Consider the following 24240-nt stretch of genomic DNA (forward strand, 5'->3'; position numbering starts at 1 on the left):
TGCAGGAGCCCGGCTTGCCGGCGATGGCGCCCTCAAGTCATACGCAAATCCAGAGGGTGCAATCGCCGGCAAGCCGGACGCCTGCAGGTCACGCGGGTGTGGCGATTGTTTTCTCGGCAGCAAGGTTCCTTGTATTCGGCGAAAGGATCAGCTGTGCGGCTTTTTCCGCAATCATCAGCGTAGGTGAACAGGTGTTGCCGGACGTGATGCGCGGCATGATCGAGGCGTCGGCGATGCGCAGGCCCGGCACGCCATGCACGCGCAGCTGTGCGTCCACCACGGCATCCGGGTCGTCGCCCATGCGGCAGGCGCCCACCGGATGAAAGATAGTCGTACCGATGCGGGCTGCTGCTTCGTGCAGTTCTTCTTCGGTTTGCAGCGAATCGCCGGGCAGGTATTCCACCGGCTTGAACTGGCTCAGGGCAGGCGCAGCGACAATGCGACGTGTCAGGCGGATCGCATCGGCGGCCACCCGCAAGTCTTCGGGATGGCTCAGGTAATTGGGGCGGATCAGCGGCGCATCCGCAGGGTTGGCAGAGCGAATATCAATGCGCCCGCGACTCTGTGGGCGCAGGTCGCATACCGATGCGGTGAACGCCGGGAACCCGTGCAGCGGTTCGCCGAAGCGCTCCAGGGACAGTGGCTGCACATGGTATTCAAGGTTGGCCGACGCCTGCTCGGGGCCCGAGCGGGCGAACGCCCCCAGCTGACTGGGCGCCATCGACAGCGGGCCACTGCGGTCATACAGGTACTGCAGGCCCATGCCCATCTTGCCCCACACGGAACCGGCGATCTGGTTCAGGGTGCGGGCGTTTTCCAGCTTGTAGATCAGCCTTAATTGCAGGTGGTCTTGCAGGTTGCCGCCCACCCCAGGCAGTTCGCGCAGCACCTCGATGCCCAAGGGTTTGAGCACGTTGGACGGGCCGATGCCCGAGCGCTGCAGAATGCCGGGCGAACCCACGGAGCCGGCACACAACACGATTTCCTTGCGTGCCTTCCAGCTCACCTGCTGGCCATGCTGACGTGCGATGACCTGCGAAGCGCGGCCGTTTTCCAGCAGCACACGGTCGACGTCCACATCAGTCAGTACCGTGAGGTTGGGCCGATGGCGAACCGGCTTGAGAAACGCCTTTGCCGCGTTCCAGCGCACACCGGCTTTCTGGTTGACCTGGAAGTAGCCGCAGCCTTCGTTATCGCCGGTGTTGAAGTCGCTGATCGGCGCGATGCCGCTTTGCGCCGCGGCATCCCGAAACGCGTCGAGGATCGGCCAGTGCAGGCGCTGTTGTTCCACGCGCCATTCACCGCCATCGCTGTGGAAGTCCGAGCCGCCGGCAAAGTGGTTTTCGCTGTGCTTGAACAGCGGGAGCACGTCGTTCCAGGCCCAGCCCGGGTTGCCCAGGGCCGCCCAGCCGTCGTAGTCCTGGGCCTGGCCACGCATGTAGATCATGCCGTTGATGGAGGAGCAGCCGCCCAATACTTTGCCGCGGGGATAGCTCAGCGCACGGCCTTGCAGGCCTTCCTGGGCCTCGGTCTTGAAGCACCAGTCGGTGCGTGGGTTGCCGATGCAGAACAGGTAGCCGACGGGGATGTGGATCCAGGGGTAGTTGTCGCGGCCACCGGCTTCCAGTAGCAACACGCGGTGGGCGGAGTTGGCGGACAGTCGATTGGCCAGCAGGCAGCCTGCGGGGCCGGCGCCTACGACGATGTAATCGTATTCAGCAGTTGCAATGGGCATCTGAAGGTCTCGCTTGTTTTTCTTATGGGTTCCATCCTAGTTGTTAGTTTTCGTCTTAAAAATGTTAGTTTTTACCCAGCTGCTGTGCGTTTTTAAACAGCGCGGCCGGAGTTCATGCAATGGAGGCGACATGTTCGACTGGAATGACCTGCGATATTTTCTGGAGCTGCAACGCAGCGGCCGCCTGCTCACCGCCGCGCAACGCCTGAAAACCACCCACGCCACTGTGGCCCGGCATATCGAAGCCATCGAAAAAAGCCTCGGCACCGCGTTGTTCGTGCAGCACGCCCAGGGTTACGAACTCACCCCCGCGGGCGAAGCCTTGCTCAAGCACGCCGAGGCCATGGAAAACGTCGCGCTGCTGGCCGAAGACGAGCTCACCCACAGCGCCGCGCCCCTGGGTAAAATCCGCCTCGGCGTCGCCGAAGGCCTGGGCGTAATGTTCCTGGCCAGCCGCATGGGCGGGTTGTTCGAGCGCTACCCGGGGCTGGAGGTGGAGTTGGTGGCGGTGCCGCGCTTTGTCAGCATCCTCAACCGCGAAGCGGAAATCAGCATCCACCTCGAACGCCCCAGCGTCGACCAACTCGTCACCCGCAAGCTCACCGACTACCGCCTGGCGCTATACGCCAGCCGTGCCTACCTGGACCGCAACCCGCCGATCGAAAAACGCGAAGACCTCGCCGCCCACGCCTGGATCGATTACGTGGACGACCTGCTATTCAGCCAGGAACTCAAATTCCTCAGCAGCTTTTGCCGTAACCCCAAGGTGGTGTTCCACAGCACCAGTGTTATCGCCCAGCACCAGGCGGCGCGCTCGGGGCTGGGCATTGCGGTGTTGCCGTGCTTCATGGCCGCCGGCGACCCGGACCTTGTGCCGTTGCTGCCGGGGGAGGGGATACAACGCAGTTACTGGATCAGCTCGCGACGGGAGCTGCACAAGTCAGTGCGGCTGCGGGTGTTGTGGGATTACGTGGTGGAGTTGTGCGCGCGGGAGCAGGGCTTGTTGCTGGGTGAAACCCACTGAAGAAATCGGACCCTCACTGTGGGAGCTGGCTTGCCTGCGATGGCGGTGTATCAGTCGCCAGATTTATCAACTGACACACCGCAATCGCCGGCAAGCCGGCTCCTACAGGTCGGGGGGGTATTGCGTCAGGCGCGCAACTCAAACTCCGCGCTCCCTAACCTTTCCCCATTCACCAACACATGCACCACATGCCGGCCGGGGTAGTGCTTGCGGGTGGTCATGTCGCGAATGTGCTGCTCGCGCCGAACGTGCTGCTGCTCGCCGGCGCCCAGGCTGAAGGCCTTGAGCTTGAACACTTTGTTCGCACTGTGCCCGGCACTTTTCACGTAGTCGATGGCGTAGTCGACCACTAGCTTCTGTGGCGCAGCAGCGGTGGATTCCAGGCTGAAGGACAGATTGATGCGCTCGCCCAGGTTGATCACAGCCGGCGTGACCTTCAGGTGGTGAAGCTTCACCTCGGCCTTGGCCCCTGCGCCCATGATCGTCAGTGCGCGGGTGTTGCCTTGCTTGATCAGGCTGCGCAGGGCATGGCGGGCGATCCAGGCGGTGTGGGGGTTCTCCAGGTTCCAGCCTTCGATCAGGCCGAGCACCCAGTCGGGGTGGTCCTTGGTGATGTCGTTGAGGTGGTTGGCCACCGACTTGCGCACGTACAGGCTGGGGTCGGCCTTGAGGTTGTCGAGGATCGACGCGCACAGCTCGGGGTTGGCTTGCACATCGGCCAGGCGAAACGACCAGGGCAGGCGCGGGCGCGAGCCTTCGCTGGCCAGGCGGCGCACGTGTTCGTTGTCGTCCAGCGACCAGGCTTGCATCACCGCCAGGGTGCGCGGGAAGTCGTGCAGCAGAAAGTGGCGGATGGCGAATTCAGCGGAACCGAAAGTGGTGAAGTACTTCAGCGCGGCCATGGAACGCTTGAAATCATCCAGCCCGTAGCTCGCCACGTAGTGCGGCAGGAACAGGCTGACAAACGAACTGTTCAAGCGCGGTGCCAGGGCATGCAGCAGCTTGAGTGTTTGCGGGTAATCCAGAGGTATCACCGCGTGCAGGCTCTCGCTGACCCGCGCCATGCGCTGCATCACCGACAACTCGGCCAGCCCGGCCTTGGCGTGTTTGAGAAACCCCTTGGCGTCGAACGCCGGGTACACCGCTGTCATCTCGGTGGCGATGTGTTGCAGGCGTTCGACGTTGAAAATTTCCTTGAGGGCCGGGGCGCTTTGGTCGGTCATCGGTGATTCCATTGGGTGGGGTCAGAGAAACCAGCGGTATTCCCGCGCATGAATCTCTTGCTGGAAGGCCAGGTGGTCCTGGCGTTTGTTCTCGCAGTACACGTCGACAAATTCGGCGCCCAGCTTATCGTGCAATACCGGTTGGTGGTGCATGGCACGCACGGCTTCGAGCATTTCCAGGGGGAAGTCGGTGCCGCTGCTGCGGTCCTCGTTCAGCGGTGCGATGGGCTCACGTTTGGCTTCAAGGCCATGCTCCAGGCCGACCAGGATCGCCGCCAGCACCAGGTACGGGTTGGCATCGGCACTGGCCAGGCGGTGCTCGATGCGCAGGTTGCGCGGGTCGGACTCAGGGATACGCACGCACGCGTCGCGGTCTTCAAAGCCCCAACTGGCGCGAGTCGCCGCATTCACCGTGCCGCCCAGGCGGCGGAAGGCATTGCTGTTGGGCGAAAAGATCGGCATGCAGTGGGGCAGCAACTCCAGGCAACCGGCCACGGCGTGGCGCAACGGTTGCTGCTGGTGCGCGGCCAGCAGGTTATTGCCCGCGCCGTCATACAGGCTGACGTGCACATGCATGCCGCTGCCGGGGTATTGCAGGTACGGCTTGGCCATGAAGCTGGCGCGGTAACCGTGCTTGAGCGCCACGCCTCGGGTGCTGCGGCAGAACAGGGCGGCCCAGTCAGCGGCGCGCAGGCCATCGTCCAAATGACCGAAGTTGATCTCGAACTGGCCGGGGCCGATTTCGGCGGTGATCACCGTGATGTCGATGCCCTGGTCCTTGGCGGTCTGCGCCATGTCATCCAGCACCTCGCTGAAGCGTGACAGCCGTTCGATGTGCAGGTTGGGCTGGTCATCGGCGTCATCACTCAACGGGTCGCGGGCGAACTGCGGCAGGCCGTTATCGAGCTTTTTGTCGAACAGGTAGAACTCCAGCTCGAACGCCACCACCGGGTGAATGCCCTTGTGCTGCAGGCGCTCCAGCACCTTGGCCAACACCTCGCGGGGTTCAAATTCGATCGGCGCCTCGGTGCCGTCGGAGGTGATGAGCATCTGGCCCAACGGCTGCGATTCCCAGCTCACCGGCTTGAGCGTACCGGGCACCAGCCGGCGGTTGGCGTCCGGGTCGCCGTCGTTGAAGCAGTAGTCACCAATCTTGAACAGCCCACCCTGAACCCCCAGCAGCACGGCGTTCTGCGGCAGCTTCAAGGGGCTGCCAGCGGCGACTTTTTCCAGCATCTCGATGGGGTAGCGCTTGCCGTAGAAGTGCCCGGGAATGTCCAGGGCGATCAAGTCGACATAACGCACATCGGGATGGTTCTGGCGAAAGGTCCGTACTTCGGCCAGTAACGTGGAGGCATGGCTTTTCACGGGTGCAGCTCCTAGTTGTAAACCCACAGTACGCGGGCGGGCAGGTCGGTCAGGTTGGCATAGCGGCAATGGGCGAAACTGGCCAGGTGGAAGCTGTCGCCGGGGCCGAGGGTGACCGAATCGGCTTCGCCCTCCACCCACAGTGTCAACTCGCCTTCCAGCACGAAACCGGCCTGTTCGGCGCGGTCGCTCATGGTTTGTTCACCGCTGTTGGCGCCGGGGGCAAGCAGGCTGTCGAGCATCGAGAAGGCGCCGTTCATGCTGGGCGAGACGAGGATGTCGGTGATGCCATTGGCGTAATACACCGTGCGCCGTTCGTTGGGACGAGTGATCCAGTCCACCGCCTTGGGTTTGGGCTGGCTGTAGAAATAGGTGGTGGGCACGTCGAGGGCGTGGCTGATAGCCGTGAGGTCCGCCACGGTCGGGCGCGACAGGCCGCGTTCAACCTGAGACAGGAAACCCACCGAGCGCTCGATTTTCTGCGCGAGCTGGGCGAGGGTGAGCTTCTTGTGCTTGCGCAGGTCGTGGATCAGCGCGGCGAGGGTGGCGAGTTCTTCTTGTGGGGTCATGAAATTTATTTCGATAAATTTCATGAAAAATTACAGGATTTATTTCACGCGGGCAATGCTACTGATTACCTATGTGGCGAGGGAGCTTGCTCCCGCTGGGCCGCGAAGCGGCCCCAATGGCTTCAGCGCGTTGATTCAGAAAGGCCTCGGTTTGACTTTGGGGCTGCTGCGCAGCCCAGCGGGAGCAAGCTCCCTCGCCACAGGGTTGATTGAATGATCACGCGTGGCAGTGGTCCGACCTTAGGTACGCCTCATCCCTTGAAGGAGCACCCATGAAATCAACGTCCCTGATCGCCAGCCTGCTGGTTGCCACCAGCCTGTCCACTGCCAGCTTCATCGTGCAGGCCGGTGATACTCCGCAAGAAACCGTGCAACCTTCCAGCATCAACACCCGCGATTTGAAAGAAGGCGACCGTGCCCCGGATATCCTGATGCGCAAGGAGTCCGCCGTCAGCGATTGGAAAAAGCGCGGCCTCAAACAGCCTGAAGCCGACAGCCAATGGGCGCGTGTAGGCGATAAGTTCGTGCTGCTCAAGACCACCAATGGCACCATTCTTGAGATCACGCCCGTCAAGAAATGACCTTGCATTTTGTCCCAGCTCATGCGTTAAGGTAGCCGGCTATAGACGCCGCGTTACCTTAAGAGAAAGAGAGCAGGATGCTTGCCACAATAAGAAACTACCCGCGTACCGTTAACCTGTTGCTGTCCGCCACGTTGCTGCTGACGCTGGCCAAGGCGATCACGTTTCCCTACCTCGTCATCTACCTTTCCAGCCACTTTGCCCTGGACATCACCGAGGTCGGCCTGGTGATCGGCAGTTCGTTGATCGTCGGTTCGCTGCTCAGCGTGTACGGCGGTTTCCTGGTCGACCGCATCAACAGCTATCGCTTGCTGCTGGCCTTGAGTGTGCTGTTCGTATTGGGCTTTATCGGCACGGTGCTCGCGCAGAATATCTGGGCGTTCTACAGCTGCCTGATCCTGATCAACCTGGCATATGCGGTGATCGATATCGCGGTGAAGGCCGGTTTTGCCGTCCTGCTGCCCGAGGATGCGCGCAGCGAAGTGTTTTCCATCAAGTACACCCTGACCAATATCGGTTACGCCGTGGGCCCGGCGTTCGGGGCGATAGTGGCCAAGCTGGATATCAGCGTGCCGTTTATCCTGTCGGCGCTGATGGGGGTGGGGTTCTTCCTGCTGTACTGGCGCTGGGGCGACCGCACCCTGGCGACCGTTGATGCCACGCAAAAGCCGGTGCCGTTCCTTGCCGTCGGCCGTGTTCTGTTAAGGGATCATCGCCTGGTGTGCTTCACCCTCGGCGGTGTGCTCAGCGCCGTGGTGTTCGGCCAGTTCACAGCATGGCTGTCGCAATACCTGGTGACCACCACCACGGCCGAATACACCTACACCGTGGTCAGCGCCGTGCTGACCACCAACGCAGTGCTGGTGATCGCCCTGCAATACGTGATCGGGCGGCGGATTTCCCACCGTTACCTGGGCCAGTGGCTGGTCGCCGGCCTGGGCATGTTCATGCTGGGCTTGATCGGTTTTGCGCTGTCCACCAGCGTGCTGTGGTGGGTGCTGGCGATGGCGGTGTTCACGGTGGGGGAGATCATCGTGTTTCCGGCCGAGTACATGTTCATCGACCGCATCGCCCCGGACCACCTGCGGGGCATGTATTACGGGGCGCAGAACTTGTCCAACCTGGGCGCCGCCCTTGGGCCGGTGCTGTGTGGGCTGGTGTTGGCCAACCTGCCGGCTCACACCATGTTCTACATGCTGGGGGCATTCATCGTCGGGGGCGGGGTGTTCTATTTCATTGGGGCGTCGTTGAAGGCAAATCATCCAGCGTGAGCTTGCCCATGGTGTTGCTCTGCAGTTCGTACCGCAGCTCTTCCACCATCTTTTCCACTTCTTGCGGGGTCTGCAGCCGGTTGGTGCTGATCCCGGTGACCACCAGGTCCACCCGGCCGGTGTCCAGGTCGTAGACCTTGAGGGTCAGGGACGCGTCACGGCACAGGGTGAACTCACAGGTCAGTGGCGACAAGCCTTCTTCAATGCAGTTGCGCAGTTGGGCGAGGGTAAACATGCGGGTTCCTTCAGGGCATCATTTCGATGCCTTAAAGGGTATGACTTGGTCTGCGCTGCAATAAGGCGAATTCGCACTAGCGGCACTAGTGCATTTGCACTTTCAATGCCTACTTTTTGAGGCGCAGTTCCCCGGCAAACAGCCCGCGTTCACGGGCCCAGACGATCGCCGCGCTGCGGCTGTGCACCCCCAGTTTCGAGTACACCGTGGCCACATGGTTGCGCACGGTATTGGGCGCCAGTTTCAGCCGTGAAGCGATCTCCTTATCGGCCAGGCCTTCGCAGATCAGGCCCAGCACATCGCGCTCGCGGGCGGTGAGGTCGGTGAAGGCCACGTTCGGCAGGTTGGGGCTGTTGACGCTCTTGGCGTTGGCCAGCTTCTCGATCAGGGTCTGGCTGAACCAGGACGCGTCCTGCATCACTTCCTCGATGGCGGCCACCAGTTCCAGTTCCGAGCGCTTGCGCTCGGTGATGTTCATCAGCACCAGCAAATAGCAAGGCACGTCCTGGATGATCACGGTGTCGGCGGAGACCACACAGTCGATCACCTCGTTGCCTTTCTTGCGCACCTTGAGGTCCTGACCTTCGAGGTTGCCGGCCTTTTCCAGGGTGGCGAACAACTGGTTGCCGGCCTGGGGGCTGTCGATGAAGTCGATGTCTTCGATGGATTTGCCGATCAATTCCTCGCTGGTGTAGCCGGTAATGCTCATGAACGCTTCGTTGATATCCACCACCTGCCGGTTGGCGGCGCCGCACACCAGCGTGGGCACCGGTGTCAGGCGGAACGACTTGGCAAAGCGCTCCTCGCTCTGGCGCAGGGCAATTTCCGCCTTGCGCCGGGGTTCCAGGTCCATGAACGAAAACAGCATGCAGTCCTCTTCGTTCATGTCCAGCGGCTGGCCGGCGACGATCACCAGCTTGCTACCGCCTTCGGGCAACCGCAGCTCGGCCTGCATTTGCGGGATAGTTGCGCCTTCCCCCAGGCGCTGAATGGCCAGGTCCTTGCGTTCGGCCTGTTCCAGCACGTCCAGTTCATACACGGATTTGCCGATGACCTGGTCGCGGTTGTAGCCAGTCATCTCCAGGAAGCCCTGGTTGACCTTGATGTAGCGCAGGTCGCTGAGGCGGCAAATCACCGCGGGGGCTGGGTTGGCGTTGAAGGTCTTTTCGAAACGCTGCTCGGCGCTGGCCCATTCGGTGGCATCGCTGAGGATCAGCACCAGCAATTCCGGCTCGCCATGGGAGTCGGTGATCACCAGGCTGCGCAGGCGGTGCACCCAGGTCCGTTCTTCGTCGCGGGTGGGGGTGACTTCCACCACCACGTCGGTGAACTCCTCGCCGGTGGCCGCGCGCGCCAGGGGGTAATTTTCCAGCAACACCGGGTGGTTGTTGCGATAGCGCAGGGCAAAGCGTTCGGCGTATTCCTGGGTATTGGCGCCCAGGGCCATTACGGCTTCGACACCGTGCATGGCCAGGGCGGCCTCATTGGCCCAGAGGATGGTCTGGTCGACTTCGGCAAGGATAATCCCGTCGGACAGCCCGGAGATGATTTGCTGCAGTTGGCGGCGGTTGGTTTCTTTGGCAAGAACGGCCTGGGTCATAGGTTCTCCGGGGTTTGAGGCGCATGGAAGGTACGACACCCGGGCTTCAGGATAGTGCAGAGCAATTGCCCGCGGCGGGGTGCGAATGCACCAGGCGGCCTGGTGCATTTGAGCGGGGACGAAGGGGGCGGGCGCTGGCCAGACTGAAACGGTCAAAAACTGTCAAAGGATCGATCATGACCACTGTCTATGAAACTAATCGCTCGCTGTTTCGCGTGTCCTGGAGTTCGGTATTGGCCGGGAGTGCCATTGCCCTGGTGACCTACCTGGTGCTCAGTGTGCTGGGCACTGCCATCGGCGCGAGTGCCTTGGACCCGCTGGAAACGGGTAACCCGTTGCGCGGGTTTGGCACGGGAGCCGGGATCTGGCTGTTTGTTTCGACCTTGCTGGCGATTGCTGCCGGCGCGTTTGTCGCCGGGCGCACCGCACCTGATCGTGGCGGCTTGCACGGCGTGCTGACCTGGACCCTCACCACCTTGCTCACCACTTGGTTGCTGGCAGGGCTGGCGGCCAGCGTAGTCGGCACGGCCGGCAATGTAGTCGGCAAAGGTTTGTCGGTGGCGGGTAGCGGCATCGCGGCTGCAGCGCCGGGCATCGGCGACAGCGTCAAGCAGCAGCTCAATGAGCAGGGCATCCAGCTGGACTGGAACAGCCTGCAAGGCCAACTCGACACCTTGCTCAAGCAAAGCGGCAAGCCTGAGCTGGACCCGGCCAAGGTCGAGCAGAAAACCGACCAGGCTGCCGCTGACGGCAAGCAAGTCGCCACCGAGGCTGCAACCAACCCGGCTCAAGCGAGCGATCAGTTGAAGCAGTGGTTCGAGCGTGTCAAAGCTTCCGGCGAGCCGGCCTTGAACGCTGCGGATAAAGACGCGCTGATCAACATCGTTGCCGCCCGCACCGGCAAGAGTAAGGAGGAGGCAACCCAGATCGTCGACAACTATGCCCAGGCGTATCAGCAAGCCATGCAGAAGGTCGATGAGCTGAAGCAACAGGCCGAACAGAAAGCCCGTGAGGCTGCTGATGTGGCCGCCAAACAGCTCTCCCGCGCGGCCTGGAGCACCCTGGCCATGTTGTTGCTGGGCGCGGCCTTGAGTTTCTTCGTAGGGCGCACAGCGCTGACAACCCGTCGGGTACCGCTTGCTTAATAAGGTTTGCAGCAAGGATGCTGCTTTTCACTGGCACCAAACATGCTAGTGTCAGGGTTCACACCCCCACCGGCAGTCCCTGGCGATGCGTGATATCTACAGCGTCTTCAATTCCAATGGTGCCTATGAAACCGCGGCCCATGCCCATGACGAGTTCATGTTGATGGTGCCCGAGCACGGCTTGCTGCGCTTCAAGGACGAAGACAGCGGGCGCAGCACGTCGGTGGTCGACCGCCAGTTCGTGCTGGTGCCGCCGCAGTGCAGCCATTCCTCCTCGTCACTCACCGCCAGCCAGGGCCACCTGGCGTTCTACGTCGACCCCGACTACATGCACTACGCGCTGCGCGACCTGTCCGGGGACGCCAATCGCCTGTTGCGCGTGCCCACCCTGGGCATCTGGCAAACCTCCGCGCCGCTGCACCATTTGCTGCTGGCGAAAAAAGCCTTCAGCCAGCCCGACCCGTATGTGGACCGAAGCCGCCAACTGGCCCAGGCCGACCACTTGCTGCTGCTCGAATGCCTGGCGATTTCCCTCAGCCAACCGAGCCTGCAACGCTCCTCCACCGAGCGTCACGGCGCCATGCTGGTGCGCGATGTGAAGGCCTATGTGGAGGGCAACCTTGAACATGCGCCGGGGCTGGATGACATCGCGGCGGTGTTCCATATGTCGCGCCGGCACCTGACCCGCTTGTTTGCCCAGCACACGGGCGAAACGGTATTGGCCTATGTCCAGCGCCTGCGCCTGGAACGTGCGCAAACCCTGCTGCGACACACGCGCATGTCGGTGCTGGAGGTGGCCAACAGCGTCGGCTATGAATCGCCTTCGCACCTGGCCCATGTGTTTCGCCGGGTGGTGGGCGTTTCCCCGGATGAATGGCGCCGCGCCTGACCCCTCCTCAATAATCGCCTTAACACCACTGGACCCTGTGGGAGCTGGCTTGCCTGCGATAGCGGTATGTCATTCACCACCGCTATCGCAGGCAAGCCAGCTCCCACAGTTGATTCGGTTCATGCCGTTGGATTTCCAGCAATCGATGGCCCAATCCCGCGCGTGATCCGGCCCGATCCCGTGCGCCACAAATCTGTCATCCGTTCATCCTCTGTTCACCAACAACGAACAAGTCCGGCGTACCGGACGAGGAGGGGCGGTGAGCGCAACACCCTTTATTCAATTCTCAGGCGTGCAAAAAAGCTTCAAGGTCGAGGGCCGCCATTTTGTGGCCGTACGCAATGTGTCGCTGCAGGTGCAGCGCGGTGAAATCATCACCCTGGTCGGCCCGTCGGGCTGTGGCAAATCCACCTTGCTTAACATGACGGCCGGGCTGTTCGGGCCCACCGAAGGCCAGGTGCATTACGACGGCGCCGAGGTCAAAGGCGTGAACACGCGGGTGGGCTACATGACCCAGGCCGACCACCTGCTGCCTTGGCGCACCGTGGCCGGCAATATCGCGGTGCCGTTGCAGATTCGTCGCATGCCCAAGGCGCAGATCGACGCGCGGGTCGAAGAGCTGATGGCCTTGGTGGGCCTCACCGGCTTTGGCGAAAGCTACCCCAACCAGCTTTCCGGTGGCATGCGCAAACGCGCGGCCATGGCGCGCTTGATGGCCAGTGACCCGGAAACCCTGCTGATGGACGAACCCTTCGGCGCCCTCGATGCGCAGATGCGCCTGACCCTGCAAACCGAACTGTTGCGTCTGTGCCGCAAGCTGAACAAGACCGTGCTGTTCGTGACCCACGACGTCGACGAAGCGATCGCCCTGGCCGACCGCTGCGTGGTGTTCGCCGGGCGCCCGGGCACCATCGACCATGTGCTCGACATCCCCCTGACGGGCGAGCGCAACCTCGTGCAACTGCGCTCCGATCCGCGCTATGTGGCGCTCTGCGCCGAACTGTGGAAACGCCTCGCGCCAGACGTCGCCGGCGCGGCCGATCCCGCTTCATTGGCTCACTCACTGGAGGTCGTATGATCCAGGTTTATCGCGTGTTGTTCCTGGTGTTCCTGCTGCTGCTGTGGGAGGGCGTGTCGCGCTGGTTCGGCGTGGAGTTCTTCATCAGCCGCCCCTCGGCGGTGGCGCAGAGCCTGTGGAAAATCCTGTTGAACGGGGTGTTTTTCTACCACGCCGGCATCACCACACTGGAAGCCGTACTGGGCTTTTTCTTCGGTTCCCTCGCGGGCTTGATCGCAGGCCTGGTGCTGGGCCGGGCGAAGGTGCTGGCGGATATCCTCGACCCGTTTCTCACCGCGTTCTACAGCCTGCCCAAGGTGGCGCTGGCGCCGCTGTTCATCCTCTGGTTTGGCATCGGCTTGCCGATGAAAGTGATCCTGACCGCCGCCGTGGTGTTCTTCCTGGTGTTTCTCAACACCTACAGCGGGGTGCGCAACGTGTCCCGTGAGCAACTGACGATCCTGCGCCTGATGGGCGCCAAGGAGCGCGACCTGCTGACCATGGTGGTGATCCCGTCGGCGTTCACCTGGGTGTTCACCGGCCTGCGCTTGTCGGTGCCCTACGCACTGATCGGAGCCCTAGTGGGCGAGATCATCGCCGCCAACCGTGGCCTGGGTTACTTGCTGTCCGATGCCGCCTCGCAGTTCGACACCGCCGGCGTGTTCGCCGCGCTGGCGGGCATCATCGCCCTGGCCCTGATCCTCAATACTGCGGTGAAGCTGGCCGAGCGCAAGCTCATGCCCTGGAAAGCCAATGAAGCGGAACGTGAAGTTGCGGTTTAACCCCCTTTAGTCGTGGAGCTTGATCATGCTTAAACGTTTCGTGTTTGCCAGCCTGTTGTGCGCCGCTTTCCTGCCGGCTGCCCAGGCCCAGGACCTCACCAAAGTCACCCTCGCATTCCCCAGCGAAGGCTTCCTGTATGTGCCGATCTACGTCGCGCAGAAGCAGGGCTACTTCGCTGAAGAAGGCCTGAATGTGGACGTGATCGTGTTTCAAAAAGGCGGCTCGGCCGCGCTGACCGCCGTGTTGGGCCGCGATGCCGATGCCTACGTCGGCTTGCCTGCGGTGGCGGTGCGCGCCCGCAGCAAGGGCCAGAATGTGCAGGCCTTCGCCGCCGTGCAGACCCAGTTCGGCAGCACCGTGGTGATCGACGGTGAGTCGGCGCACAAGGCCGGGGTGTCGGCCACCTCGCCGGTGTCGGCCCGTGCCCAGGCGCTCAAGGGCTTGAAGATCGGCGTGACCGGCCCCGGCAGCACCACCGATATGCTGGTGCGCTACCTGGCCAAGGACGCCGGTTTGAACCCGGACAAAGACTTCACCATCATGCCCATCGGCGGCGCACCGAACATGCTGGCGGCGTTTTCCCAGGGCAGCATCAACGGCTTTTCGCTGTCGCCACCGACCATCACCACTGCCGCGCAGCAAGGCGGCTTTGTGTTGATGGACCTGGCCAAGGGTGAATACAAACCGCTGGACGGTTTCCTGTTCACCGCGATGATTGCCCGTGAAGACTGGTTGAGCGCCAACAAGCTGACCGCTGAAAAGCTGGTGCGTGCCTTGTGGAAGGCCGAACACCTGATTGCCACCGAGCCGGCCAAGGCCCGCGAATCGGTGCGCCCGTACTTCGCCCATACCGACGCGGCGATCTTTGATGCCGCCTGGACCGCCTCGTTGCCGTCCTACCCGGCGACGCCGCGCATCGAAAAAGACGGTGTCGTAAAGAACATCAGTTTCATGAACGCGGTTGAGAACGAGCCTGTGTCACTCGATGCGCAGCAGGTCTACACCAATTCCATCGTCGACGCTGTGGCGCCGACAGTTTCCACCCTCAAGGGAGAGGCGAAATGACGCCCGAGGTTCACCTGGTCAATGTATTCCCCGCCACCTCTCGTGGCGGCAACCCGGCCCCCACCGTGGCGGTGGCCGATGGCATGAGCGATGCCGATATGCAGCAGGTCGCCCGCGATTACGGGCATGAGTGCGGCTTTGTGTTTGCCGCGCCGGCCGGCAGCGATTTTGATTTTGCCCTGCGCTTCTGGGTGCCCAACCATGAGATGGAAATGTGCGGCCATGCCACCGTTGGCGCGGTGTGGTTGCTGGATCAACTGGGCATGTTGCACAAGGACCGCCTGGCACTCTGGACCCAGAGCGGGCGCGTCGACGCACGGATAACCGACGCGGGAACGCCGCAGATCCAGGTGGAGATCAGCCAGCCCAAGGGCCAGGTCGAAGCCTTGAATGACCCGCTGGTAGAGGCCGAAATCCTCTCGGTGCTGGGCATTACTTCCAACGAGCTGGCGCCGTTGCCGATCCAGAATGCTTGCACCAGCCGCGTGAAAACCCTGGTGGCCTTGAAAAGCGTGGCGGTGCTGGATAGCCTCAAGCCGGACTTTCGCCGTATGGAGCAACTGTGTGAACGCATCGGCTCCACCGGTTTGTACCCGTATGCGCCGTCGGACCTGGAAGGCCGCCAGTTCGACGCACGGCAATTCCCCAAATCCTCGGGCTACCCGGAAGACGCTGCTACCGGCATCGCCGCCGCAGCCTTGTCCTTCGGCTTGCTGGAAAACGGCCTGGTGACCGCCGATGACCGCCCGGTGCATATCCGCCAAGGGCGGGCGATGGGCCGGCCGTCGCAGATTTCCCTGCGCTTTCGCCGCGATGAGACGGGACAGGTGCAGGGCTGCTGGCTGGGTGGGCATGTGGAATTCGCCGAGGTGCCGGCATGAGCCTGCGCGAGCGAATCACCGCCTTGGGCTGGGTGCTGCCCGAGACACCCAGCCCCAAGGGCGACTACGTACCGGTGACGATCCACGCCGGCGTGGCCTATGTCAGCGGCCAGGTTTGCCGAGTGGGTGAGGGCGTGATCAGCGGCCCGGTGACCGACCAGACGCCGCCGCAAACCGTGCTGCACGCTGGGCAAACCTGCGCACTGCGCGCCCTGAGCGTGTTGGACCAGGCTGTGGGCCTGGAGAACATCGAGCGCATTTTATTCGTGCGTGGCTTTGTGTACGGCGGGGAAGGTTTCCAGAACTTCTCCAAAGTCGTCGACGGTGCTTCGCAGGTGTTGATCGACGTGTTTGGCGAGTGCGGCCGGCACGCACGCTCGGCAGTGGGCGTGGCGGGCCTGCCCAGTGGCGGCCTGCTGGAGCTGGAGGTTGTCGCTGCTGTGAAACCCAACGCATAACTGTAGGAGCCGGCTTGCCGGCGATAGCGATCAAACAGGCACCGATGTGCTGACTGAAACATCGCCATCGTCGGCAAGCCGGCTCCTACCGGTCCTGTGGCAGAATACGGGCCTTTTACGCGTATCTCGCAAAGGTGCCCCTTGAGCGCAGGCAAAGCCGTCGGACTTTTACTACTCACCTCAATGCTGGCAGCGTGCGGCACCTCGCCGCCACGTACACCCAATGACCTCTGCGGTATCTTCCGCGAAAAGGACGACTGGTACGACGCCGCCAAAGTCACGCAAAAGCGCTGGGGCGTGCCGATCCAGGTACCGTTCGCGATCATGTATCAGGAGTCAGGCTTCCGTCAGGACGCCAAGACCCCGCGCAAATACCTGCTGTGGATCATCCCCTGGGGTCGCGTCTCCACCGCGTCCGGCTACGCCCAGGCCAAGGATGAAGTGTGGAACGACTACCGCAAGAGCACCGGCCGCACCGGCGCCAGCCGCCAGGACTTCGACGATGCCATCGACTTCGTCGGCTGGTACATGGACAAGACCTACACCATCAACGGCGTCTACAAGTACGACGCCTACGGCCAATACCTGAACTACCACGAAGGCTGGGGCGGCTACCGCCAGCGCACCTACGCCAGCAAAGCCTGGTTGCCGCCGGTGGCAAGCAAGGTGCAGGCGCGCTCGCAGATGTACGCGGCGCAGTACGCAGGGTGCAAGGATGATTTGGGGCGGGGGTTCTGGAGTCGGTTTTGGCGGTGGTTCTGAGGTGCTGAAACTGCCCCTGTGGCTTGCTGCTTTTGCTTAGCGCGGGAGTGCTGGGTGTTTAGCGTATCCAAGTGTCTGATCATAAAGGTCAATGCGCCGATCCCTTTGCAAGTCGTTAAGGCTGTTCCAGATGGGCGCACTGCGTGCGTGACTGAGGTCGATGTCGGCAAACAGAATCTCCTGTCGGTTGGCCGACGCCACTTTGCCAATGGGCCAGCCATTGTTCCCGGCAATCAGCGAACACCCCAGGTAACGTGAGTCGCGTTCTTCACCGATTCGACTGGCTGCGGCGATGAACACGTTATTGACGTGGGCTGCTGTCATGGTCAGGTAGGACGCCATGCACTTGCCGGCTTCGTCAAACAACGGGGGAGGGGTCCATACCCAGTTGTTCAGGCTGCAGATGATATCGGCGCCTTGCTGGCTGAGAATGCGCGCAACTTCGGGAAACCAGATGTCCCAGCAGATAAGCATGCCGATACGCCCAATCGGCGTATCGAAGACTGGAAAGCCGGTATCTCCGGGTGTGAACCAGAGTTTTTCCAGGTTCCAGAGATGCGCTTTGCGGTACTTGCCGATAAAACCGTTCGGTCCGATCAGGACGCTGGTGTTGAACAACTGCATGCCGTCGCGTTCGTTGAGGCCTGCTGCCAGATATACCCGGTGCAGGGAAGCAAATTCGATCCAGGCCTGCACGCTTCTCCCGCTTGGAACGGCTTCGGCATGATCAAAGGCATCTTGGCGGCTGGCAAAGAAATAACCACAGTTTGAAAGCTCGGGAAGCACAATCAGCGTGGCGCCGCCGTTTGCAGCTTCTGTTGCAAGTGCAAGGCATTGTCGAAGGTTGGCGTTGCGATGTTCCGTTCCGACCTGGGGATCAAATTGCACGACAGAAACACGGACAGAGCTGGTAGCTGGGTTCATGACAGGGGACTCTTATGGGAACTGCTCTACATAAAAGGTGATCGGGCGGCGAGACGTAAATCAGGTGCTTCCGTTTACGTTGTCAGTTGGCTCCCCACTGATCTCGCCCTTGGCCGCTCAAGCCGGTTGCGGGTCTGACTCTTCTCGCCCTTGCCAAACCCGCCCAGTTCTGGGAAAACCTCACCCTTTGTAACGTTTACGAGCACCCTATGAGCACCGAAGAACTCCAAATCACCGACATCCGCCCCGGCACCGGCAAAGCCGTGGTCAAGGGAGCACTGATCACCACTCAATACACCGGCACGCTGGAAGATGGCACGGTGTTCGATTCCTCCTGGGAGCGTGGCAAGCCGTTCCAGTGTGTGATCGGCACCGGGCGGGTGATCAAGGGCTGGGACCAGGGCTTGATAGGCATGCAGGTCGGCGGTGTGCGCACCTTGTTTGTGCCTGCGCACTTGGCCTACGGCGAGCGTTCGATGGGGGCGCACATCAAGCCCAACAGCAATCTGCGTTTCGAGATCGAGTTGCTGGAAGTACTGACACGGGACGATTGAGGGGGGGACATGGACGCCGCGGGAAGGCATCACGATGGGGCGGCAGGTGAACACCGTGTCCATTCAGGTCAAGGCACTGGCCGACGGGCAGGTTGATGATTACCTGGCGCGAGTCGAGCGCGACCGACCGGACTGGGCACCGCCCTTGTAGGAGCCGGCTTGCCGGCGATGGCAGCGTGTCAGGCGCTGATTTTATTTCTGGCAGGCCGCGATCGCTGGCAAACCAGCGTCCACAGCGGTTGTGTCAGATAGTTTTCCTGAACTTACCCTGAAGAACGGGCTTATACAGTGGCGGTACTTTTTCCTACGGTTTACTCACCTGGCTTCGGGGCGTAAGCTGCGGGCGTTTTTATCAATAGCGGAGACCCTCAGTGGGTACTTGTTCGAGTGACAGTCGTCGGCCGGTTTCGGTAACCGGCACCAACTTGGCAAGGTAACGCGCATTCTTCCGATGCCGTTGTCTCGCCTGAAAGAGCGAGAAGCGGCATCCCGCAGTGGCCCGTCCGGGCACCTGCTTTGAGCCCCTCTCATTTGACGCTGACCAGCACCTGATGCCAATCGGGATGCTACGGACACGCTTGCCTTTTACGGTGGGCGGGCCGAGCTGACCTTGCCTGTTTATCGGGTGCGGTGCAGCCGGTTGTACCTGGCTGGATGGATTTTCACAATTGCCAGTCAAGCTGGCAGGCAAGGGCCGTGTTCACAAGGACAGCCCGTCGTCAGGAGCACTATCCATGCAAGCAATCAACAACATCAACCTCAATTCCCTGGTCGATACCCTGGTCAGCCTCACCGCCGCGTTTATCCTCGGTGGCCTGATCGGTTTCGAACGCCAGTACCGCCAGCGCACGGCCGGCTTGCGCACCAATGTGTTGGTGGCGGTGGGCGCGGCGATCTTTGTGGACATGGCCAATCGGCTCGGTGGTGCAGAAGGCGCGGTACGCGTGGTGGCGTACGTGGTATCGGGCATCGGTTTTCTCGGTGCCGGTGTAATCATGCGCGAAGAAGGCAATGTGCGCGGGCTCAATACTGCTGCCACCCTCTGGGCCTCGGCAGCGGTGGGGGCGTGTGCGGGGGCCGACCTGATTCTCGAAGCGTTGCTGGGGACGCTGTTTGTGCTGGCGGCCAATACACTGCTACGCCCGATCGTCAACAACATCAACCGCCAGCCATTGGACGTGGTCTCGGCAGAGGTCACCAACATTCTTTATGTCATTGCCCGGCGTACCCAGCAGAAGGCGGTCCTGGCTTTGCTGGAGGCTGAGCTGGCGCGGTGCAACTATCCGGCCAGTGACGTAGACGTTCGGCCGTTTGGCACTGAAGAAGTGGAGATCGAGGCGACCCTGGCGGTCACCTCCGTGGACGGCGACGAGCTGGATGCGCTGGTGGCGCGTATCTCCACGTCGACCCTGGTGGTTCAGGCCTTCTGGAGCCCGAGTACTACCGACTAATCCCCTGGGGGTCGGCTTTGCCTTGGTAAAGCTGGCTATGCTTATGTGAGGAAAAGTCCTACATGTGTTCGGGATTATCCCTTCATCTGAAATGACATTCCGTTGTTAAGGTTGCGCGCTTGCGCCTGTTCAGGACCCAAGGTGCGGCTTTACGTGGTTGTCGTGTTTTTCAAATGGAGGGGCCCAACTGCCTGAGTTGTCACGCAGAGTAATCAGTACCGGTTGTCGGAACTGTTACTTTTCACAGGTAGATGGGACCCGCTTGATATGTAAGTGTTCCGATCCTCCCAGGGGAGTCATATGAGCAAAGCGTTAATTGTGGATGACCATCCGTTTATCCGTGCCACTGTCCGTTTTCTGCTGAAGCAAGAAGGCTTCGATACCCTATACGAAGCGGGCAATGGCGCCGATGCCATGCAGATCGCTCGCGAGGAGCGCCCGGATCTGATCATCCTCGACCTGGCAATGCCCAAGCTGGGTGGGTTGGAAGTGATCAGCCGGATCAAGGCCCTGGGCCTCCCTTGCAAAATCCTGGTATTGACCTCCTACCTGGCGGTGTTCTTTTCGACCCGTTGCATGCGCGCTGGCGCCATGGGGTTTGTCGCGAAGACCGGTGAGCTGGATGAGCTGCAAAAAGCCATCAAGGCTGTGATGTCCGGCTATAGCTGTTTTCCCAGCCTGCCGACCAGTTCGGTACGCCGAGACGATTTGCAGTCCAGCGAGCAGGAGCTGGTGGACGCGCTCTCGGACCGCGAGCTGACCGTGTTGCAAAAACTCGCCTTGGGTTTGGGCAACAAGGAGATCGCCGAGGACATGCTGCTTAGCCACAAGACCATCAGCACCTACAAGACACGCCTCAAGGAAAAGTTGCGCATGTCATCGATCGTGCATTTGTCCAAGTTCGCCCAGCGCAATCATCTGATCTGATCTGATATGACCACCCCCCGGCTGCTGAGATGGGGCCCGATCCTGCTGGTGGGGTTGTTGCCCATGATGGCGATGGCCCTGGACGACCCCCAGCATTTGCGTTTACTCGGACACTCCAGCCTTGATGGGGGCTCCGTGTCACTGGGCGAGGCTGACGGACGATGGTTGCGGGAGCGGCGCACCTTGTTGATGGGCGTGTCCGCTCCCGACTACGCGCCCTTCGACCTGAGCAACAATAACGACGAACTCGAGGGCATCACGGCCGACTATGCGGCGCTGATCGCCCAGGCCTTGAACATCACGGTCGACGTTCGTCGTTATGACACACGCGATGAAGTGATCGAGGCACTCAAGCGGGGTGCCGTGGATTTTGTCGGCTCGGCCAATGGGTATGAGGCGGTCGACCCGCAGTTGGTGCTGTCGCGTTCCTGTGCCAACGATCAGCCGACGTTGGTCACCCGTTCCAGCGACAGCCAGGCGCTGAGCGCCGACCTTGCCGGCAAGCGCGTAACCATGCTGTATCACTACATGCAGCCCGATGCCGTGCAGGCCTTCTACCCCAAAGCCCATCTGCAATTGTTTGGTTCGACCTTCGAAGCCATCGGCGCCGTGGCGTTCGGCCAGGCGGACGTGTACCTCGGGGACGCCATCAGCAGCCGTTACCTGATCAACAAGAATCATCTGAACAACGTGCGCATGGCGGACTTTTCCTCCTTGGAGGTAAACCCCTTTGGCTTTGCTTTCAACCGTGATAACACACGGCTGCTGAACATTATCAACGCGGCATTGGCGGTGATTCCGGCCAACCAGCAAATGTAAATCCTGCGCCGATGGAGTGCCGGCGGCGGCTATCTGGAGGCTGACCGGCTGCGCTTGAGCACCAATGAACAGCGCTGGCTGGAGAAACACCCAAGGCTCAAGGTGGCGGTCCTCGACAAATTCGTCCCGCTGTCATTTTTCAACGAACAAGGGCAATTCGAAGGCCTCAGCGCCGAGGTGTTGTCGCGGATCAGCCTGCGCACCGGCTTGAAGTTCGATGTGGTGCCAGGCAGTTCGCTGCTGCAACAAATTGACGACGTCAACACGGGCCGCGCAGACATGGTTGCGGTGATCACACCCAGTGTCGAACGGTCCGAGAAGATCCGTTTCACTCGGCCCTATCTGTCCAATCCGTACGTTTTGGTGGTGCGCGACGACGACAAGCAAACGGTTACCCTGGAAGACATGTCGGGCAAACGTCTTGCATTCATTGGAGGAAACAGCCTGGCTGCGCAGATAGCCCTGGATTATCCAGGCATTGCGTTTGTCGACGTCGAGAATCCGGAGCAGGCCATGGCGCAGGTTGCCACCGGGGGGGCCGATGCAACGGTGCTGTCGCTCATCAGCGCACGCTACATGGTCGCGCGGAACTACGGTGACCGCCTGCGGATCACCAGCACCGTCGGCACCGAACCGGCGCGTATCACCTTCGGCGTCAACCGTAGCCAGCTGGAGTTGTATTCGATTCTCGACAAGGCGCTGCTGAGTATCCCGCCTGAGGAGCTTGATGAGCTGACCAACCACTGGCGCAGTGAGGTCATCATCGAAGAAAGCTACTGGTTGCGTCATCGCGATGCGATCCTGCAAGGCTTCGGCCTGGCGGCGTTGTTGCTGCTGCTTGCCCTGGGCTGGGCGATGTATCTGCGCAACCTGATCCGCAAGCGTGTGCAGGCCGAGCGGGCATTGAGCGACCAGATGCGTTTCATGAGCGTTTTGATCGACGGCACGCCTCATCCGATTTACGTGCGGGACCGCCAGGGGCGGCTGATGGCCTGCAACAACGCTTATCTCGATGTGTTCGGTTTCAAGCTGGAAGACGTGATCGGCAAGACCGTGGTGGAGACCGACACCGGTAACCCGCCGCAGGCCCGATCGTTCCATGAGGACTACTTGCGGTTGATGGCGTCGGGCGAGCCGCAGATCCACGACCGGATACTCAAGTTGCCCACCGGTGACGTGCTGACCATCTACCAGTGGATGCTGCCGTACCGTGATGGCGACGAGAAGGTGGTTGGTATGATCGCCGGCTGGGTGGATGTGAGTGAGCGCCAGCGGCTGTTGCGCCAGGTACAGGAAGCCAAGGAGGACGCCGACGCGGCCAACCGCGCCAAGACCACCTTCCTGGCAACCATGAGCCATGAGATACGCACGCCGATGAACGCGGTGATCGGCATGATCGAGCTGGCCCTGAAAAATGCCGAACAAGGCCGGGCAGACCGCGATGCGCTGGAAGTGGCCTCGGTCGCCTCGCGCGGTATGCTGGAGTTGATCGGCGATATCCTCGACATTGCGCGGATAGAATCCGATCACCTTTCCCTGACCCAGGAACCCACCCACCTGCACGAACAGTTGGCCTCGGTGGCGCGTGTGTTCGAGGGCCTGGCGCGGGCCAAGGGCCTGGTCTTGCAGGTGGAACTGGATCCACTGCTTGAGCGTGCGGTCATGGTCGACCCGCTGCGGTTCAAGCAGGTGGTGTCCAATCTGCTGAGCAATGCCATCAAGTTCACTGCCAAGGGCCAGGTGATGTTGGGGGCGACCGGCACGTTGGACGGCGAGCAGTTGACACTCAGGCTTTGGGTGCAGGACACGGGAATTGGCATCAGTGCACAGGACCAGCAGCGGTTGTTCAACCCGTTTATCCAGGGCAGCAACAACGAACAATCGGTACGCAGTGGCTCGGGCCTCGGGCTGGTGATCAGTCGCAGCCTGTGCAAAATGATGGGCGGGCAGTTGCACCTGAGCAGTGTGCTGGGGCAAGGCACGCGGGTTGATGTGCAGTTGGCGCTGGCCCTTACGACGGACTTGCCGGCACCGCTTGCTGTGCCGGAGTCGCACCTTCCACCGGCACGGGTATTGAACATCCTGGTGGTGGATGACTACCCGGCCAACCGTTTGTTGCTGGCGCGGCAATTGAGCTTCCTGGGGCACCGCATTACTGCTGCAGAAGAGGGGGTGCAAGGGCTTGAATGCTGGCAGGCGGGACACGTCGACTGTGTCATCACCGACTGCAACATGCCCCTGAAAAATGGTTACCAGCTCGCCCAGGACATTCGTGCCCAGGAACGTGAAAAAGGCTTGTCGCCTTGCCTGCTGCTGGGGTTTACCGCCAACGCCCAGCCCGAGGAAACCGAGCGCTGCCGTGCCGCGGGCATGGATGGCTGCCTGTTCAAACCCACAGGCCTGGATGACCTGCGCGCAGCCCTGGCTGCCTGCACGGTTGCAGAGGCCGAGCCTGCAGCCGGGTTTGATCTCGGTGCATTGATTGCATTAACGGGGGACGACCCTGCGGCCCTCAACGAGTTGCTCAAGCCACTGCTCGACAGCCTGGGCGCCGACCGCGCCCTGTTGCCAGTGCTGCAACGCAAGACTGACTTTGCCAAGCTGCATGACCTTGCCCATCGCATCAAGGGCGGCGCGCGGATGGTCAAGGCGCAGGGATTGATCACCTGTTGCGAAACCTTGGAGGCCACCTGCGAGCAGCAGGAACGCGAACGCCTGGGCGCGGTGGTCGATGAGTTGAGGGTGGCCCTCGATGAGTTGCATCACAGCCTGAGCCATTACTGCAATCAGGCGTGATCGTGGTTGAGGGGTATTGGGGAGTTTTGGGAGAACTCCTACATGAAGGGGGAACAAGCCTGATTTTGTCTGCGGGATATGTCTGGAAAATGGGCCTCGCTCACTGACGAGCACTGCCTGCCC

General features: G+C 61.5%; 22 protein-coding genes and 2 pseudogenes. 17 read left to right on the top strand and 7 right to left on the bottom strand.

Features of this window, described 5'->3' with window-relative positions; all coding sequences use genetic code 11:
• Positions 1-88 precede the first annotated feature (88 nt).
• Positions 89-1735, bottom strand: coding sequence for a GMC family oxidoreductase (locus HX803_RS23685; protein WP_178923997.1), 1647 nt, complete (start codon positions 1733-1735; stop codon positions 89-91).
• Positions 1736-1865: 130 nt separating this feature from the next.
• Here HX803_RS23685 and HX803_RS23690 point away from each other — a divergent pair, with 130 nt between their 5' ends.
• Positions 1866-2759 (top strand): LysR family transcriptional regulator, encoded by an 894-nt coding sequence (locus tag HX803_RS23690; RefSeq protein ID WP_178923999.1) that lies wholly within the window; start codon positions 1866-1868, stop codon positions 2757-2759.
• A gap of 125 nt (positions 2760-2884) precedes the next feature.
• Here the strand turns inward: HX803_RS23690 and HX803_RS23695 are convergent, their stop codons facing one another.
• The 3 genes from HX803_RS23695 to HX803_RS23705 are packed head-to-tail and all read right to left on the bottom strand — an operon-like array spanning position 2885 to position 5919.
• The gene (locus HX803_RS23695) at positions 2885-3982 is read right to left on the bottom strand and encodes a DNA alkylation repair protein (RefSeq protein WP_178924000.1); all 1098 of its coding nucleotides are present in this window, start codon (positions 3980-3982) and stop codon (positions 2885-2887) included.
• A gap of 21 nt (positions 3983-4003) precedes the next feature.
• Positions 4004-5350, bottom strand: a complete 1347-nt coding sequence (locus tag HX803_RS23700; RefSeq protein WP_178924001.1) for a glutamine synthetase family protein — start codon at positions 5348-5350, stop codon at positions 4004-4006.
• A gap of 11 nt (positions 5351-5361) precedes the next feature.
• The gene (locus HX803_RS23705) at positions 5362-5919 is read right to left on the bottom strand and encodes a helix-turn-helix domain-containing protein (RefSeq protein WP_010211306.1); all 558 of its coding nucleotides are present in this window, start codon (positions 5917-5919) and stop codon (positions 5362-5364) included.
• Here HX803_RS23705 and HX803_RS23710 point away from each other — a divergent pair.
• The 3 genes from HX803_RS23710 (at position 5918) to HX803_RS23720 (ending at position 7771) form a co-directional block, all read left to right on the top strand.
• Positions 5918-6136 carry a hypothetical protein gene (locus HX803_RS23710; RefSeq protein WP_178924002.1) on the top strand — a complete coding sequence of 73 codons (219 nt, stop codon included), beginning with the start codon at positions 5918-5920 and terminating at the stop codon, positions 6134-6136. The genes HX803_RS23705 and HX803_RS23710 overlap by 2 nt on opposite strands.
• Positions 6137-6191: 55 nt before the next feature.
• Positions 6192-6500, top strand: a complete 309-nt coding sequence (locus HX803_RS23715) for an RcnB family protein (protein WP_178924003.1) — start codon at positions 6192-6194, stop codon at positions 6498-6500.
• Between the two features lie 77 nt (positions 6501-6577).
• Positions 6578-7771, top strand: a complete 1194-nt coding sequence (locus tag HX803_RS23720; RefSeq protein WP_178924004.1) for an MFS transporter — start codon at positions 6578-6580, stop codon at positions 7769-7771.
• On the opposite strand, the gene HX803_RS23725 is transcribed toward HX803_RS23720, so the two are convergent.
• The gene (locus tag HX803_RS23725) at positions 7734-8006 is read right to left on the bottom strand and encodes a DUF1652 domain-containing protein (RefSeq protein ID WP_176997566.1); all 273 of its coding nucleotides are present in this window, start codon (positions 8004-8006) and stop codon (positions 7734-7736) included. The two genes, HX803_RS23720 and HX803_RS23725, sit on opposite strands and share 38 nt — an antisense overlap.
• Positions 8007-8115: 109 nt before the next feature.
• Complete coding sequence (locus HX803_RS23730) at positions 8116-9606, bottom strand: helix-turn-helix transcriptional regulator (protein ID WP_178924005.1); 1491 nt, start codon at positions 9604-9606, stop codon at positions 8116-8118.
• Positions 9607-9782: 176 nt separating this feature from the next.
• Between HX803_RS23730 and HX803_RS23735 the strand changes: the two genes are divergently transcribed.
• The 8 genes from HX803_RS23735 (at position 9783) to HX803_RS23770 (ending at position 16646) form a co-directional block, all read left to right on the top strand.
• Positions 9783-10751, top strand: a complete 969-nt coding sequence (locus HX803_RS23735) for a hypothetical protein (RefSeq protein ID WP_178924007.1) — start codon at positions 9783-9785, stop codon at positions 10749-10751.
• Between the two features lie 85 nt (positions 10752-10836).
• Complete coding sequence (locus tag HX803_RS23740; RefSeq protein WP_178924009.1) at positions 10837-11640, top strand: AraC family transcriptional regulator; 804 nt, start codon at positions 10837-10839, stop codon at positions 11638-11640.
• A gap of 259 nt (positions 11641-11899) precedes the next feature.
• Positions 11900-12718, top strand: coding sequence for an ABC transporter ATP-binding protein (locus tag HX803_RS23745; protein WP_178924011.1), 819 nt, complete (start codon positions 11900-11902; stop codon positions 12716-12718).
• Complete coding sequence (locus HX803_RS23750; protein ID WP_178924013.1) at positions 12715-13479, top strand: ABC transporter permease; 765 nt, start codon at positions 12715-12717, stop codon at positions 13477-13479. Before HX803_RS23745 ends, HX803_RS23750 begins: the two co-directional genes overlap by 4 nt.
• A gap of 25 nt (positions 13480-13504) precedes the next feature.
• Complete coding sequence (locus HX803_RS23755; RefSeq protein WP_178924015.1) at positions 13505-14545, top strand: ABC transporter substrate-binding protein; 1041 nt, start codon at positions 13505-13507, stop codon at positions 14543-14545.
• Positions 14542-15426, top strand: a complete 885-nt coding sequence (locus HX803_RS23760; RefSeq protein ID WP_178924017.1) for a PhzF family phenazine biosynthesis protein — start codon at positions 14542-14544, stop codon at positions 15424-15426. The genes HX803_RS23755 and HX803_RS23760 overlap by 4 nt, the downstream gene beginning before the upstream one ends.
• The gene (locus tag HX803_RS23765; protein ID WP_178924019.1) at positions 15423-15884 is read left to right on the top strand and encodes a RidA family protein; all 462 of its coding nucleotides are present in this window, start codon (positions 15423-15425) and stop codon (positions 15882-15884) included. The genes HX803_RS23760 and HX803_RS23765 overlap by 4 nt, the downstream gene beginning before the upstream one ends.
• Positions 15885-16025: 141 nt before the next feature.
• Entirely contained in the window at positions 16026-16646 is a 621-nt protein-coding gene (locus tag HX803_RS23770; protein WP_178924021.1) for a hypothetical protein, read from the top strand.
• Between the two features lie 36 nt (positions 16647-16682).
• Here the strand turns inward: HX803_RS23770 and HX803_RS23775 are convergent, their stop codons facing one another.
• Positions 16683-17570: a nitrilase family protein gene (locus HX803_RS23775; RefSeq protein ID WP_178924023.1), complete on the bottom strand. Its 888-nt coding sequence runs from the start codon at positions 17568-17570 to the stop codon at positions 16683-16685.
• Between the two features lie 209 nt (positions 17571-17779).
• On the opposite strand from HX803_RS23775, the gene HX803_RS23780 reads away from it, so the two are divergent.
• The 5 genes and pseudogenes from HX803_RS23780 (at position 17780) to HX803_RS23800 (ending at position 24117) form a co-directional block, all read left to right on the top strand.
• Positions 17780-18124, top strand: a complete 345-nt coding sequence (locus HX803_RS23780; RefSeq protein ID WP_178924025.1) for an FKBP-type peptidyl-prolyl cis-trans isomerase — start codon at positions 17780-17782, stop codon at positions 18122-18124.
• Between the two features lie 19 nt (positions 18125-18143).
• Positions 18144-18275 (top strand): annotated as a pseudogene (locus HX803_RS23785) (GNAT family N-acetyltransferase); the annotation flags it as partial.
• 583 nt (positions 18276-18858) lie between these two features.
• A complete protein-coding gene (locus HX803_RS23790) occupies positions 18859-19575 on the top strand; it encodes an MgtC/SapB family protein (RefSeq protein ID WP_176997577.1) in 717 nt (238 codons plus the stop codon).
• A 300-nt stretch (positions 19576-19875) separates the two neighbouring features.
• Positions 19876-20502, top strand: coding sequence for a response regulator transcription factor (locus tag HX803_RS23795; protein WP_178924027.1), 627 nt, complete (start codon positions 19876-19878; stop codon positions 20500-20502).
• Between the two features lie 6 nt (positions 20503-20508).
• Positions 20509-24117, top strand: a pseudogene (locus tag HX803_RS23800) (transporter substrate-binding domain-containing protein).
• The last annotated feature ends 123 nt before the right edge of the window (positions 24118-24240 follow it).

It is taken from the genome of Pseudomonas sp. P7548 (assembly GCF_013386585.1).
In the GTDB taxonomy this organism is placed as follows: domain Bacteria; phylum Pseudomonadota; class Gammaproteobacteria; order Pseudomonadales; family Pseudomonadaceae; genus Aquipseudomonas.

Bases quoted from the DNA above. Each gene is read 5' to 3' on its own strand.
- HX803_RS23685 (WP_178923997.1), bottom strand. From the start codon at position 1,735: ATGCCCATTGCAACTGCTGAATACGATTACATCGTCGTAGGCGCCGGC.
- HX803_RS23690 (WP_178923999.1), top strand. From the start codon at position 1,866: ATGTTCGACTGGAATGACCTGCGATATTTTCTGGAGCTGCAACGCAGC.
- HX803_RS23695 (WP_178924000.1), bottom strand. From the start codon at position 3,982: ATGACCGACCAAAGCGCCCCGGCCCTCAAGGAAATTTTCAACGTCGAA.
- HX803_RS23710 (WP_178924002.1), top strand. From the start codon at position 5,918: ATGAAATTTATTTCGATAAATTTCATGAAAAATTACAGGATTTATTTC.
- HX803_RS23705 (WP_010211306.1), bottom strand. From the start codon at position 5,919: ATGACCCCACAAGAAGAACTCGCCACCCTCGCCGCGCTGATCCACGAC.
- HX803_RS23715 (WP_178924003.1), top strand. From the start codon at position 6,192: ATGAAATCAACGTCCCTGATCGCCAGCCTGCTGGTTGCCACCAGCCTG.
- HX803_RS23720 (WP_178924004.1), top strand. From the start codon at position 6,578: ATGCTTGCCACAATAAGAAACTACCCGCGTACCGTTAACCTGTTGCTG.
- HX803_RS23725 (WP_176997566.1), bottom strand. From the start codon at position 8,006: ATGTTTACCCTCGCCCAACTGCGCAACTGCATTGAAGAAGGCTTGTCG.
- HX803_RS23730 (WP_178924005.1), bottom strand. From the start codon at position 9,606: ATGACCCAGGCCGTTCTTGCCAAAGAAACCAACCGCCGCCAACTGCAG.
- HX803_RS23735 (WP_178924007.1), top strand. From the start codon at position 9,783: ATGACCACTGTCTATGAAACTAATCGCTCGCTGTTTCGCGTGTCCTGG.
- HX803_RS23740 (WP_178924009.1), top strand. From the start codon at position 10,837: ATGCGTGATATCTACAGCGTCTTCAATTCCAATGGTGCCTATGAAACC.
- HX803_RS23750 (WP_178924013.1), top strand. From the start codon at position 12,715: ATGATCCAGGTTTATCGCGTGTTGTTCCTGGTGTTCCTGCTGCTGCTG.
- HX803_RS23755 (WP_178924015.1), top strand. From the start codon at position 13,505: ATGCTTAAACGTTTCGTGTTTGCCAGCCTGTTGTGCGCCGCTTTCCTG.
- HX803_RS23760 (WP_178924017.1), top strand. From the start codon at position 14,542: ATGACGCCCGAGGTTCACCTGGTCAATGTATTCCCCGCCACCTCTCGT.
- HX803_RS23765 (WP_178924019.1), top strand. From the start codon at position 15,423: ATGAGCCTGCGCGAGCGAATCACCGCCTTGGGCTGGGTGCTGCCCGAG.
- HX803_RS23775 (WP_178924023.1), bottom strand. From the start codon at position 17,570: ATGAACCCAGCTACCAGCTCTGTCCGTGTTTCTGTCGTGCAATTTGAT.
- HX803_RS23780 (WP_178924025.1), top strand. From the start codon at position 17,780: ATGAGCACCGAAGAACTCCAAATCACCGACATCCGCCCCGGCACCGGC.
- HX803_RS23790 (WP_176997577.1), top strand. From the start codon at position 18,859: ATGCAAGCAATCAACAACATCAACCTCAATTCCCTGGTCGATACCCTG.
- HX803_RS23795 (WP_178924027.1), top strand. From the start codon at position 19,876: ATGAGCAAAGCGTTAATTGTGGATGACCATCCGTTTATCCGTGCCACT.